Annotated in this window: 13 protein-coding genes; all 13 read right to left on the reverse strand. The window is 72.2% G+C overall.

Features of this window, described 5'->3' with window-relative positions:
• Positions 1 to 11: 11 nt before the first annotated feature.
• Positions 12 to 1,172, reverse strand: coding sequence for a polyamine ABC transporter ATP-binding protein (locus G407_RS0104695; protein WP_029029881.1), 1,161 nt, complete (start codon positions 1,170 to 1,172; stop codon positions 12 to 14).
• A 175-nt stretch (positions 1,173 to 1,347) separates the two neighbouring features.
• Positions 1,348 to 2,385, reverse strand: a complete 1,038-nt coding sequence (locus G407_RS0104700; RefSeq protein WP_029029882.1) for a hypothetical protein — start codon at positions 2,383 to 2,385, stop codon at positions 1,348 to 1,350.
• 14 nt (positions 2,386 to 2,399) lie between these two features.
• A complete protein-coding gene (flgK, locus tag G407_RS0104705) occupies positions 2,400 to 4,073 on the reverse strand; it encodes a flagellar hook-associated protein FlgK (protein WP_052340960.1) in 1,674 nt (557 codons plus the stop codon).
• 171 nt (positions 4,074 to 4,244) lie between these two features.
• Positions 4,245 to 4,949 (reverse strand): type 1 glutamine amidotransferase domain-containing protein, encoded by a 705-nt coding sequence (locus tag G407_RS0104710; RefSeq protein ID WP_029029884.1) that lies wholly within the window; start codon positions 4,947 to 4,949, stop codon positions 4,245 to 4,247.
• 108 nt (positions 4,950 to 5,057) lie between these two features.
• The gene (locus tag G407_RS0104715) at positions 5,058 to 5,957 is read right to left on the reverse strand and encodes a LysR substrate-binding domain-containing protein (protein ID WP_029029885.1); all 900 of its coding nucleotides are present in this window, start codon (positions 5,955 to 5,957) and stop codon (positions 5,058 to 5,060) included.
• Between the two features lie 47 nt (positions 5,958 to 6,004).
• Positions 6,005 to 6,754 (reverse strand): arginyltransferase, encoded by a 750-nt coding sequence (locus tag G407_RS0104720; RefSeq protein ID WP_029029886.1) that lies wholly within the window; start codon positions 6,752 to 6,754, stop codon positions 6,005 to 6,007.
• 141 nt (positions 6,755 to 6,895) lie between these two features.
• Complete coding sequence (locus G407_RS25755) at positions 6,896 to 7,417, reverse strand: RDD family protein (protein ID WP_084327310.1); 522 nt, start codon at positions 7,415 to 7,417, stop codon at positions 6,896 to 6,898.
• Between the two features lie 28 nt (positions 7,418 to 7,445).
• Positions 7,446 to 8,684, reverse strand: coding sequence for a threonine ammonia-lyase (locus tag G407_RS0104730; RefSeq protein ID WP_029029887.1), 1,239 nt, complete (start codon positions 8,682 to 8,684; stop codon positions 7,446 to 7,448).
• The gene (locus G407_RS0104735) at positions 8,681 to 9,337 is read right to left on the reverse strand and encodes an MBL fold metallo-hydrolase (protein WP_029029888.1); all 657 of its coding nucleotides are present in this window, start codon (positions 9,335 to 9,337) and stop codon (positions 8,681 to 8,683) included. Before G407_RS0104735 ends, G407_RS0104730 begins: the two co-directional genes overlap by 4 nt.
• Before the next feature lie 91 nt (positions 9,338 to 9,428).
• A complete protein-coding gene (locus tag G407_RS0104740; RefSeq protein ID WP_029029889.1) occupies positions 9,429 to 9,938 on the reverse strand; it encodes an OsmC family protein in 510 nt (169 codons plus the stop codon).
• 423 nt (positions 9,939 to 10,361) lie between these two features.
• Positions 10,362 to 11,045: a TetR/AcrR family transcriptional regulator gene (locus G407_RS0104745; protein ID WP_029029890.1), complete on the reverse strand. Its 684-nt coding sequence runs from the start codon at positions 11,043 to 11,045 to the stop codon at positions 10,362 to 10,364.
• Between the two features lie 412 nt (positions 11,046 to 11,457).
• Positions 11,458 to 12,780, reverse strand: coding sequence for a TRAP transporter large permease (locus G407_RS0104750; RefSeq protein ID WP_029029891.1), 1,323 nt, complete (start codon positions 12,778 to 12,780; stop codon positions 11,458 to 11,460).
• On the reverse strand, positions 12,777 to 13,307 hold the full coding sequence (locus G407_RS25760; RefSeq protein WP_052340961.1) for a TRAP transporter small permease: 531 nt from the start codon (positions 13,305 to 13,307) through the stop codon (positions 12,777 to 12,779). Before G407_RS25760 ends, G407_RS0104750 begins: the two co-directional genes overlap by 4 nt.
• Positions 13,308 to 13,309: the final 2 nt, after the last annotated feature.

Genomic DNA, 13,309 nt, shown 5'->3' on the forward strand with positions numbered 1-13,309 from the left:
CCTCCCCTCCCTCAGCTCGAGAGGATCACGGCGGCGTCCGGCAGGAAGCCGATGTGGACGCGCTCCTCGAGGTCGATCGGCCGCTCGACGAAACGCGTCGTGTTCGCCCGCGTGACGCGCAGGATGCGCCCGTCGTCGAGGCGGATGCGGTAGACCGTCCAGTCCCCGAGATAGCCGATGTCCCAGACCTCGCCCTCGAAGGCGTTGGGACCCTCCGGCCGCTCGCGGGTGACGGTCATCTTCTCCGGGCGCACGGCGACCGCCACGGCCTGGCCGGGGTCGAGCCGCTCGTCGGGATCGTCGACCATCAGCGGGCCGAGCGCGCCCGGCGCCGCGATGCGCCACAGGCCGGAGGGCTCGCGCGCCGCGACAGCGCCCTCGAGGATGTTCACGTCGCCGACGAAGTCCGCCACGAAGCGGTTCCTCGGCTGCTCGTAGATCTCGCCGGGCGTCGCCACCTGGACGAGGCGCCCGGAATCCATGACGGCGATGCGGTCGGCCATGGTCATCGCCTCCTCCTGGTCGTGCGTGACCATCAGGAAGGTGGTGCCGAGCTCGATCTGGATGTCCATCAGCTCGAACTGAGTCTCCTCGCGCAGCTTCTTGTCGAGGGCGGCGAGCGGCTCGTCGAGGAGGAGGACCTTCGGGCGCTTGGCGAGCGCGCGGGCGAGCGCCACCCGCTGGCGCTGGCCGCCGGAGAGCTGGTGGGGCTTGCGCGCGGCGAAGCGCTGCATCTGCACCAGCTTGAGCATCTCCGCGACCCGCACCGCGATGACGTCCTTGGGGAGCCCCTCCTGCTTGAGCCCGAAGGCGACGTTCTTCTCGACGCTCATGTGCGGGAAGAGCGCGTAGGACTGGAACATCATGTTGACCGGCCGCTCGTAGGGCGGCACGCCCGCGAGATCCTCGCCGCCGAGCAGGATGCGCCCGCCGCTCGGCTCCTCGAAGCCGGCGAGCATCCGCATCAAGGTGGACTTGCCGCAGCCCGACGGGCCGAGGAGGCAGAAGAACTCGTTCTCGTAGACGTCGAGGCTGACGTCGTCGACGGCCACCGCGTCCGAGAAGCGCTTGGTCACGCCCTCGAAGCGGATGAGCGGACGCGCGCTCGCGTCGTTCCACGGCGCGAAGGACTGGCGCACCGCGCCGATGGCGCGGGAGGACTTGTCGACCACGGGCAATTCATCGGCCCCCCGGCGGGATGGTTCGGCTGGGCGCCCCCTTAGGGCAAGCGCCGTGCCGCCGCAAGGCTCATGCCACGCATGGCACGAGAGGGGTTGTGAACCGTCACCGCGGATGGGAGCGAGCAGGCGCCGCGGGCGGGCGCGACGATTCTATCGAACGACGTCCTCACAGATAGTTCACCAGCGACAGCCGCGACAGCATCGCCGTGGTCTGGAAGCTCGCCTGCAGGCGGGTCTGCAGGTTGAGGAGGGACACGGCGGCCTCCTCGGTGGAGACGAGCTCGACGTCGTCGAGGGCCTCGCGCAGCAGGGAGGCGCTCGCGTCCTGGCGCTCCTTGGTGGCATTGATCGTCGCCTGGGCGCGGCCGAGATCCATGGCGACGTCGCGCGGCTGGGGCCGCGACGAGGACAGGAGGTCGGAGACGCGGCTCGACAGGGCGGCGAAGTCCTCCTGCGAGAGCTGCGTCTCGTCGGCGGCGGCGAGCGAGCCGAGCGCAACGAGGAGGTTGCGGAAGCCCGGCTCGTCCGCGCGCGCGCCGATGGCGACGCTCTGCCCCTCGTCGATGCGGGCGAGCACGCTCGCGCGCGCATCGGCGGTGGTCGGCATCGGCGTCGTCGTCTCCGATCCGGCGGGGCGCCAGGCGGTGGTGTCGAAGTAGTCCGAGACCGCCTGGACGATCTGGTTGGGGTCGGTCGGATCCGCCACGCCCGCCACCGCCGCGCGCAGGTCGGCGAAGATCTGCTGGTAGGCCGCCACCGGCCGTGTGTCGCTGGCGCGCCCCGCGAAGACGTGGCGGCCGTTCACGTCCGTGTTGAGGATCTCGACCGCGAAGGCGAGGTTGTTGCGCGCGAGCGCCTGCTCCTGCGGCACGCCGGAGCCGTCGACGATGCCCGACAGCGGCTCGGCCGCCGCGGAGCGGGTGTCCGACGCGATCTTCTCGAGGCTCTGCACCGCGCCGGTCATCACCTTCAGGCGCAGGTTGGCGCTGGTGACGGTCTCGCCGTAGCTCTCGAACGCCGTGAGCTTCGCGCGCAGATCGAGCGCGGTGCGCCGCTCGAAGCCGAGGCCCGAGTAGGTGTCCGACCTCAGGCCAGTGGCCATCTGGCGCTCGAGGACCTGGGAGGCCTTGCGCATCTCCACGAACATGCGCGAGGTCTCGCGCGTGTCGAAGGAGCCGGCTGCGAACGGGGTGATGCTCGTCATCTCTCGTCGTTCCCTCAGATCCGCATCAACACGTCCATCATCTCCCGAACCGCCGACAGGACGCGCGCATTGGCGCCGTAGGCGGTCTGGAGCTGGACGAGCTGCGCCATCTCCTCGTCGATGTTCACTCCCGCCACGTCGGCGAAGCGGCCCTCGACGGCGGCGAGCGCCACGCGCTGCCCCTCGTCGAGCCGCGCCGCGGTGGCGGAGGCCGCGCCCTGCACTTCGATCGTGCGCCGCACCGCGGCCGATATGTCGGCGCGGAAGGGCGCCGCGCCCGACAGCCCCGCCTGGGAGGCGATCGTCTGCGTGCGCGCGAGCCCGTCGCGCATCGCGGTCGGGCGCGCCGCGTCGCCTTGGAAGGTGGAGTTGACGAGGAGCGCGGGGTTGCCCGCGACGTCCGAATTGACGCGGATGCGCTGGGCGAAACCCGTCAGCGGGTCGGTGGCGCCCGCGCCGGTGAAGGGCGTGTTGCCGGGCGAGTCCGCGAAGAACGGGAACGGCCCCGTGCCGGTCGTCGGGTCGGTCGCGGTGCCCGAGGCGGCGATCACGCTCCCTCCCGGGATGGTCACCGTCGTCCCGTCGAAGCTTCCGCCGAAGGCGCCGAGCGCCGTGTCGATCTCGGCCTGCGTGCCGCTGACGCGCTCGAAGCGCCCGTTCACCACGAGCTCGACGGTCCGCGGGCCGGTGAAGGCCGAGAGGTCGAACGTCGTCGCGCCGGTCTGTGTCACCGTGAGCGGCGTGTCGGAGACGGCGCGCGCGAGGCCGGCGGCGAGCTCGTCGAGCTGACGCTGGGCCTGGACGAGAGTCTCGTCGCGCATCTCCAGCGCCGCCGCGAGCGAGCCGGAGCGGATGCCGCCCGCCGCCAGCAGGTTCGTCTGCAGGCCGGTGCCCGACACGACCGACACGATGCCGACCGACGGCGGCGTCGTGTCGACGCGCATGTTCGGCGTCAGCGTCGCGCGGGCGTCGAAGCGCAGCTCCAGCGCCCTCACGCCGTCGAACAGCGTCTGCCCCGCGCCGGTGGAGATGCTGACGCTGCCGTCCGCGGAGGGCTGGACGCGCAGGTCCATGATCCCGGAGAGAGCGCCGATCAGCCGGTCGCGCTCGTCGGCGAGCGCCGCGGTGGAGCCGCTCTGGACGATGGTGCGGTTGACCCGCTCGATGCCGGAGAGCAGCCCGTTCGCCTCGTCGACCATCGAGGCGATGCGGCCCTCGGACTCGGTGCGCAGGGCCTGGACGCCCTGCGCGATCGTGCCGATGCGCGCCGCCAGCGCCTGGCCGGCCTCGACCACGCCCGAGCGCGTGGTCGCGTTCGCGGGATCGTCGGCGAGGTTCTCGACGGCGGTCGAGAACTTGTTCATCAGCGTATCGAGCGCGCTCGCCGAGGCCGGCGGGCCGTAGAGCCGCTCGAGCGCGCCCGCCATCATGGCGCGCTGGCCCGTGTAGCCGGCCCCGGACGTCTCCTGCCACAGCGTGCGCTGCACGACGCGGTCGAGCACGCGCTGGATCTCTCCGGTGCGAACGCCGGCCGAGCGACCGCCCGCGACGGCCTCGACCGGCTGGAGGCGGCGCTTGGTGTAGCCGGCGGAATCGGCGTTCGCCACGTTCTGCGAGACGAGCGAGATGCCGGCCTGCGTGGTGCGCAGGCCCGACACGGCAGTGCTCAACGCGGACATCAGCGTCATGACGCGACCTCGCTCGCTCGATGCCCGGGAGGCGAGACCCCGGGCGGCATTCTGCCAGCAAGCGCGATGCCAACGCAGAAGTCCTGCGTTGGCCTTGATCCGATCGTCGAAAGACGGGGGTATCCGGCAGATTCTGCCCGGACGGGGGGAAGAATCTGCCGGATCCGCGAGTCACGCAGCCGCGCGGGCCTCGGCGAGCGCCTCGAGCATCAGTGCGGCGGCGGGCTCGCTCGACATCGGGTTCTGGCCGGTGACGAGCCGGCCGTCGCGCACGGCGAACGGCTCGAAGGCGCCGGCCTTCTCGAAGCGCGCGCCCTGCGCGACGAGCCGGCTCTCGAGCAGGAACGGCACCACGTCGGTGAGCCCCACCGCGGCCTCCTCCGCGTCGGTGAAGCCGTTCACGCGCAGTCCCTCGACGAGCGGGTGCCCGTCGGGGCGCGTGGCGCCGACGAGGCCGGCCGGGCCGTGGCAGACGGCGCCGACGACGCCGGCGCGCGCGTATATCGCCGAGACCGCACGGGCGAGCGCGGCGCTCTGCGGGAAATCCCACATCGTGCCGTGCCCGCCGGGCAGGAAGACCGCATCGTAGGCGACGGGGTCGATTGCGTCGATCGGGGCGGTGCGGGCGAGCGCGTCCATCGCGGCGGCGTCCGCGAGGAGCCGGCGGACGGCCGCGGGGCGCTTCGCCTCGTCGGCGTCGAGGCTCGACGGATCGGCCGGCGGCGCGCCGCCGACGATCGAGGCGATCTCGACCGCGTGGCCGGCATCGACGAAGGCGTAGTACGGCGCGGCGAGCTCCTCGTAGAAGAAGCCCGTCGGCTTGCCGGTCGTGCCGAGGGTGGCGTGGGAGGTGAGGACGATCAGGATTCGGGCCATGGAGAGTTCTTTCGCGTGAACGGGTTGCCTGTCGCCGCTAGATGGGACGCGCGCCGCCGGGCGGGAAATCGCGGGGGCCGATAGGTGCTATCGCCGCGGCCTGCGCGATCAGCGCGGCTGGGCGGCCGCGAAGGTCTCGCGAACGACCTCCCGGAACCAGCGCTCACCCGGGTCCCGGTCGGCCACCGCGCTCCAGGCGAGGCTGTTGACCACCGGCGCGACGGCGACCGGGCAAGGATCGACGGCGAGGGGCGCGAGCGCGGCGAGGCGCGCCGCGACGAAGTCGGGCACAGTCGCGACCAGCTCGTCGCCGGGCAACGCGGCGAGCAGCAGCGCGAAGCTCGTCAGCCCGAGTGCCACGCGCCGGGTGCGGCCTTCGGCCGCCAGCGCGTCGTCGACGAGGCCACCGAGATCGCCCGAGGGGGTCACGAGGGCGTGGGGACGGTCGCAGAAGGCGTCGAGGTCGGTGATCGGCCTGGATGAGGCGTCGCGCAGGACGACCCAGGGCGAGCGGCGCACCGCGCGGATGCGGGCCGTGGCGGACGGGTCGTCGCGCAGGTACGCGAGCGCTGCGGAGACCGCCCCGGTGGCGATCAGATCCGGCAGGGTCCGGAAGTCGCCGGTACGCAGGAGCAGGTCGCAGCCCGGCGCCGCCTGCCGCAGCCGCGCCGACAGCGCCGGCAGGAGCGCGAAGGCCACCGCATCGGTGCAGCCGAGACGGAACACGCGCCGCGCCTGCGCCGGCTCGAAGGAGGTCGTGCCCGCGACGGCGGCGTCGATTGCGTCGAGATGCGGCGTCACCTCCGCGACGAGGGCGAGCGCCCGCGCCGTCGGCGCGAGACGGCGCCCGTCGCGCACGAGGAGCGGGTCGCCGAGCGCGTCGCGCAGCCGCGCCAGCGCCCCGGACACGGTGGGTTGGGCGAGCCCCAGCCGCCGCGCCGCACGGGTGACGTTGCGCTCCTCGACGAGCGCGACGAGCGTGCGAAGGAGCCCGTGGTCGAGGCTCACCGGCGGACGACTCGGCGGGGGACGGCTCGGCGGCAGGGCACGCGCGCCTACTCCTCCACGCGCGTCCAGCCCTGCGAGAGCAGGCGCTCCTGGGGCATGAAGCGGGCCTTGTAGGCCATCTTGCGCGAGCCCTCGACCCAGTAGCCGAGGTACACGTAGGGCAGGCCCATGGCCCGCGCGCGGCCGATGTGGTCGAGGATCACCCAGGTGCCGAGCGAGCGCGCGCTCATCTCCGGGTCGTAGAACGAGTAGACCATCGACAGCCCGTCGGCGAGGACGTCGGTGAGGCACATGGCGACGAGCGGCCCCTCCCCGCGCCCGTTGATCGCGGTGTCGGGCCCTCGCCGGCGGTACTCGACGAGCTTCGTCTCGATGTGGCTGTCCTCGACCATCATGGCGTAGTCGAGCACGGTCATGTCGATCATGCCGCCGTCGGCGTGGCGGCTGTCGAGATAACGCCGGAAGAGCGAGTACTGCTCGCTCGTCGCCTGGTTGGCGACGCCGGTGCCGACGAGGTCGCGGTTCGACCTGGCGATCCGGCGCAGGTTGCGCGAGGGCTCGAAGGCGTCCACCGGCACGCGGACGGAGACGCAGGCGCGGCAGGTCTCGCAGGCGGGACGGTAGGCGATCGTCTGCGACCGCCGGAAGCCGCCGTGGGTGAGGATGTCGTTGAGCTCGCCCGCCCGGCGCCCCACGAGGTGGGTGAAGACCTTGCGCTCCTCCTGGCCGGGCAGGTAGGGGCAGGCGGAGGGTGCCGTCAGGAAGAATTGCGGCGTCTCGCGGGAATGGCTCGTCACGCGGGTCTGACCTCGGCGAAGCGCGTCCTGGCGGCTCTCGTCAACGATACCATTCCCGCACGCGCCAACAAGCGCTTTCGGCGCGCGCGACGCCGGCAGCGGTGCAACGTTCACGCGGTATCGGAGCGGCCGCGAGTCGCGTCAGGGGGTGGCGTCGGTGCGGGTGACGATCACGTCGACGAGGAGATCGTGCCCCAGCCGGCGATCGTCGCGCGCGACGCCGATGACGACGTCGAGGAGCCACAGGAAGAACGTCGAGGTCGCGAGCCAGAACAGGAGCGCGTGCACCGCCGCCGTGATGCCGTCGACGCGCCCCGTCGACTGCACCCGCCCGACGCGCAGCCCCATCATGCGCATGCCGATCGTCGCCTGGTTCGGCCCGCCGACCGTCATGGCGCTGTAGAGGAGGCCGACCGCGGGGACCAGGATCGCGAAGAGCAGCCAGGCGAGGCCGAGCGTCAGAACGCCGAGCACGAGGATCGCGAGCGAGAACAGCAGCACCAGCGCCCCGATCACGATCAGGTCGAGGCAGAAGGCGAAGAGCCGGCGCGCGAGCACCCCGTCCGTCGCGATGCGGATCTCGTAGCTCGGGCGCGCCGCCGGGACGTCCGGGCGGGGCGCTCCGGGGTGCGGCAGGTCGGGATGATGGTCGGTCGTGCTCATGTCGCTCGAATCTCTGCGCGCTCGATCCTCAGGGCCCGAGGTGCGAGAGCCCCCGGGGGTCGATGCGGGTGGGGGCGAAGCCCTCCCGCGCCAGCGTGGCGAGCACCTCGGACGTGTGCGCCGCGCCCCGCGTCTCGATCGTGACGTCGACCGTCACGCCCTTGGCGGGAACATCGAGATAGAGACGCCCGTGCGAAACTTCCAGGATGTTGGCGCCCAGAGCCCCCAATCGGCTGGCGATCCGCCCGAGCAGGCCCGGGTGATCGTTCGACCAGATGCGGAAGGAGACGATGCGCTCGTCGCGCTCGAGTTCGCGGACCATGACGGAGGCGAGGATGCGCGGGTCGATGTTGCCGCCGCAGATGACGACGCCCGCCGCGCGCCCGTGGAACAGCTCGGGGCGCGCCAGCATGGCGGCGATGCCCGCCGCCCCCGCGCCTTCGGCCATGATGCGCTGGCTCGTGGCGCACAGGTTCACCGCGCGCTCGATCTCGGGCTCGTCGACGAGCACGATCTCGTCGACGAGGTCGCGCACGATGGGCAGCGTCAGCCCGCCGGGGCGCTTGACGGCGATGCCTTCCGCCAGCGTCGCGCCGCCGACCGGCAGCGTCTCGCCGTGAATGGCGTTGCGGAAGGACGGGTAGAGCCGCGTCTCGACGCCGACGATGCGGATCGCGGGGGACAGCGCCTTGGCCGCGATCGCCATGCCGGCCGCGAGCCCGCCGCCGCCGATCGGCACGACGAGCATCTCGAGATCCGGCGCGTCCGCGAGCATCTCGAGCGCGATCGTCCCCTGGCCGGCGATGACGCGGGCCTCGTCGTAGGGGTGGACGAAGACGAAGCTCTCCTCGTCGGCGAGCCGGCGCGCCTCGGTCTCGGCCTCCGCCACCGTCTCGCCCGAGAGGATGACCCGCGCGCCGTACGAGCGGGTGTTCTCGACCTTCACCAGCGGCGTGCCCTCGGGCATGACGATGGTCGCGGGGACCCCGAGCCGCGCCGCGTGGTAGGCCACGGCCTGCGCGTGGTTGCCCGCCGACATCGCGACGACGCCGCGCGCCCGCTCGTCGGCGTCGAGCGCCGCGAGGCGGTTCGCCGCGCCGCGCTCCTTGAAGGCGCCGGTCGGCTGCATCGTCTCGAGCTTGAGCCACAGCCGTGCGCCCAGCCGCTCGGAGAGCCGCGGGGCGGCGACCAGCGGCGTCCGCACCACGTGCGGCGCGATCGTCTCGGCTGCCGCGCGGACGTCGTCGAGGGAGACCGCGTAGCTCATCCGACGAGGAACGGGTTCGTCTGCCGCTCCTGGCCGAGCGTCGACATCGGCCCATGGCCGCACAGGAAAGCGACGTCGTCGCCGAGCGGGAGGAGCTTCGTGCGGATCGTCTCGAGGAGCTGGTCGTGGTCGCCGCCCGGCAGGTCGGTGCGGCCGATCGAGCCGGCGAAGACGACGTCGCCGACGAGCGCGAAGCGATCGGCCTTCGAGACGTAGGTCACGCTGCCGGGCGAGTGCCCGGGCGTGTGCAGCACGTCGAAGACGATGCCGCCGACGTCCACCGTGTCGCCCTCGTCGAGCCAGCGGTCGACCTTCACCGGCCGCGCCGGCGGCAGGCCGTAGGCCCGCGACGTCGCCGTGAGGGATTCGTCCATGAACATCGCGTCCGCGGGATGCGGGCCGATCACCGGCACCTTCAGCGCGTCGCGCAGGTCCTCGACGCCGCTGACGTGGTCGACGTGCCCGTGCGTGAGGAGGATCGCCTCGATGGTGGCGCCGGTCTGGCGGACCGCCTCCAGGATTCGCGGCACGTCCCCGCCCGGGTCGACCACGACGCCGCGCATCGTGTCGCGGGCGAAGAGCACGGAGCAGTTCTGCTGGAACGGCGTCACCGGCACGATCGCCGCGCCGAGCCTCGGTTCCTGTTCGGCCATGGTGGTCCCTCGCTCCCCGCAACGCCGCTTTCTCGCACGACGGGCCGGGCGTTTCCACCCCCGGCCCGGTGCGCGCGGTGGAGGCGGGACGTCAGGCGCGCGCGAGGGTGGCCGAGAGGTCCGGCTTGGCGTTGAGCGTCTGGAAGACGACGCAGTAGCGCTCCGTCAGCGACAGCAGGCGCGCGAGCTGCTCCTCGCTCGCATCCGCGTCGATCTCGAAGGCGAGCCGGATCGCCCTGAAGCCCACCGGCGCCTCCCGGTCGACGCCGAGTGTGCCGCGGAAGTCGAGATCGCCCTCCGCGCGGACGACGCCGGAGCGCACGGGGATCTCGAGCGCGGTCGCCACCGCCTTGAGCGTGACGCCGGCGCAGGCGACGAGCGCCTCGAGCAGCATGTCGCCGGAGCACAGGTCGGCGCCCGTGCCGCCGGCCGCCTTGTGCAGGCCGGCGACCGCGACGGCGCGCGCCGTTTCCACCTTGCAGGCGACGGCTTCCGAATCGAGCGTTCCGTGGGCCTTCATTGTGACGATCGATGATTGTGGCGCCTCGCGGTACTTCTGCTTGAGCGGGGCTTGCAGGGCGCGCAGTTCGGCAGCGTCCATTGTCGTCTCCGAAGGTTCGTCTTCAGGCCCGTCACGTTCATCCACGACGCACACGCCATCCGAGGCTGTGCATTGCGCCGCGTGTCGAACCATGAGGATAGGTCGTCGACCGGCCCACGACCATCGCCGCGCTTCGGCTCCGCGACGTGCGCGGATCGGGAGACGTCCGGCGCGGGTCTTGCTTGCCGGCGGGCAGGCACACGTGCGCGCGCACGTCCCGGTCGCGCATGCGCGCACGGGGCGAGATGCAGCACGAGCCTGCCGGGACGCCTGCTCGACCCGGAGGCGCCGGCATCGCCGTCGGGACGATGCCGCACACCCTCCCCTCTCTCCCAGGGACGGGGAGTGTCGGCGCGCTCGCTCCGGAAATCGTGCTGTCCGCCCTGCCGGGTTCTCCACCGGCGGAGGCGTGGCATCGGCGGGTCAGGCGTCGGCTTCGGTCCGCGCCAGCGCCGCGTCCATGTCGCGCCGCGCGCGGTTGGGATCCGAGAGCACGCCCGTGGCGGCGATCCGCACGAAGGTGCGGGTCAGCTCGGCGCTCGAGCCGCGCGACGGGTCGAACCAGCTCGAGGCGGAATTGAGCATGCCGAGCACGGCGAAGGCGACGAGCTTCGGGTCCAGGTCGGGCTCCAGCGTTCCGGTGCGCTGCCCCTCCTCGATCAGCGAGACCCACAGCGCGGTGTATCGCCGCCAGGTCTGGCGCAGCGCCGAGATCCGCGGGTCGCGCGTGGTGCCGTTGAGCTCGCGTACGGCGATGGCCATCTCGAGGTAGTTCGGGTTGAAGCGCATCATGTGGCTCTCCACCGCCATGACCAGCTTCTCGCGCGAGCAGGTCTCCAGCGAGAGGATGCGCTCGAGGCCCCAGACCAGGTAGTCGCTCTCGGGCTTGATGATCTCGATGAGGATCTCGGCCTTGTCGCGGAAGTAGTAGTAGATCGCCTCGCGGGTGACGCCCACGGCCTCGGCGATGTCCTCGATCGTCGTGTGGGCGAAGCCCTTGGCCTTGAAGATCTCGGTCGCGCGCCGGACGATCGCGGTACGCCGCTCGCCGTCGCGCCGCGGCGGCTTGAGGCGCGTGCGGGTCGTGCGGGGTTTCGCCGTGCTCATCGAGCGGGCTCCGTCGCGCTGGGCGCCGCGGCGAGCGCCGATGCCGTCGTGGCGGCGGGAGCGGCCGCGACCCCACCGGACCGAATCGCACGGGAACGTACCGCCGTGTCCCGCCATGCGGGCGGGGGCGGGCCGAGATGATGCACGATCCGCGTCACGCCGTCGAATTCCTCCGTGATCGGGCATGCGACGGCACGTTCGAGCCCGTGGCCGCGCGTCGTCGCCTCCGCCCGTATAGGCCCTGGATTTGTAGAGGGCGCCGACGGCGATCGCAACCGGTGCCTCCGAGACGCAGCCGACACGCCCGCCAGTGGTCGACGCATGCACCCGCAGTGCGCGACTGCATGCCACACGGCGCGCGCCGGGGTAGAACGCCCGTGTCCCCGGCACGCGTCGGGGATGCGCGCGCCCGTCATCGCAGGAGCCCCGGCAGCCACAGGGCGATCGCCGGGAAGGCGAAGAGCAGGGCGAGCCCCACGAGCTCGAGCCCGAGATAGGGCACGATCCCGCCCAGGATCGCGCGCATGCCGACGCCCTTCGGGGCGACGGACTGCATGATGTAGAGGAGCAGCCCGAAGGGCGGCGTGATCAGGCCGATCTCCAGGGCCACCAGCATCATCACGCCGAACCAGATCGGGTCGATGCCGGCCTGGTTCACGAGCGGCATGAAGAAGGGCAGCGTGATCAGCATGATGCTGACCTGGTCCATCAGCATGCCGAGCAGCAGCGCCAGCACCAGCATCGCCGCGACGAGCACGAGGGGCTCGAGCCCCATGTCCGTGACGATCCCGATCAGCTGCCGGCTCGCGCCCGAGAACGAGAGGATCTGGGAGAAGGTGATCGAGCCCGAGATGATGATGAGGATCAGCGCCGAGGTCCGTGCGGTCCCCAGCAGCGCCGCGCGCAGCGATTTCCAGTCGAGCGCGCGGTAGGCGGCGGCGGCGACGAGCGTCGCGATCGAGCCCAGCGCCGCCGACTCGGTCGGCGTCGCCACGCCCGCCAGGATGGAGCCCACGACGACGAGGACGATGCCCATCAGCGGCACGACGTACACGAGGAACGGCTTTACCCGGGCGCGCAGCGGCAGCCGCTCCACCGGGTCCGGCGGCGCGAGGCCGGGCGAAACGCGCGCGGCGACGACGATGAAGAGGATGTAGAGCGCCGCCAGCATCAGCCCCGGCACGATGCCGGCGATGAGGAGCCCGGAGATCGAGATCCCGGCGAGCGAGCCGAACAGGACGGCGAGCGCCGAAGGCGGGATCAGCATGGCGATGCCGCCCACCGCCAGGATCGGCCCGAGCGAGAGCACCGGGTGGTAGCCCATGCGGTGCATGTCCGGCAGCAGCACCCGGCCGAGCACCGCCGTGTTGGCGATGGTGGAGCCGGACAGCGAGGCGAACACGGCGCCGCTCGTCACCGCGACGAGGGAAAGCCGTCCGGGCACGCCGGCGATCAGCTTCTCGATCGCCGCGATCGCGCGGGTCGCGAGGCCGGTATGGAGCAGGAGCTCTCCCATCAGGATGAAGAGCGGGATCGGCACGAGCGCGAACGAGCCCACCGCCTCCGTCGCGTTCATGGCGAGCAGCTTCAGCCCCGCCTCGCCGCCGAGGATGAACCAGGCGCCCACGAGGTTGACGGCGAGGAAGGCGAAGGCGACGGGAACGCCGAGCCCCATCAGCGCGACGAGCCCGCCGCCCATCAGCCCGAGCACGATCTCCCAGGAGAGCCCGCTCACAGCACCGCCTCCCCGAGCTCCTCCTCCTGCGGCGGCGGGCGCCCGGCGAGGCGCCGCGCGATCCGCGCGACGAACTCGAAGCCGAGCAGCGCGACCCCGACCGGGAGGATCGCGAGGATCCACCATTGCGGGAGGACGAGGTGCTTGAAGAGCAGCGCCCCGCGCGCGAAGGCCTCCGCCGCCGCGACCGTCGCGTACCAGGCGAGCACGAAGCAGGCGAGCGCCGAGATCCCGTTCGCGCAGAGCAGCATCCAATGGCGCGCGCGCGGCGGCACCGAGCGCAGCACGACGTCGACGCGGATGTGCTCGGAATGGCGCAGCACCCACGGCGCCCCGAGGAAGCCGACGACGAGGAGCCCGTATTCGCACAGCTCGAGCGTCCAGCCGAAGGCCGGCCACCCGACCGCGCGCATCAGCACCTCCGCGCCGATGGCGAGCGCCATGAACGCGATGACGGCACCCGAGACGAGGCCGAACGCCTCGATCACGAGCCCCACCCCGCGATCGAGCAGCCTGAGCGCCGTCATCG

This window comes from Salinarimonas rosea DSM 21201, from assembly GCF_000429045.1.
In the GTDB taxonomy this organism is placed as follows: Bacteria; Pseudomonadota; Alphaproteobacteria; order Rhizobiales; family Beijerinckiaceae; genus Salinarimonas; species Salinarimonas rosea.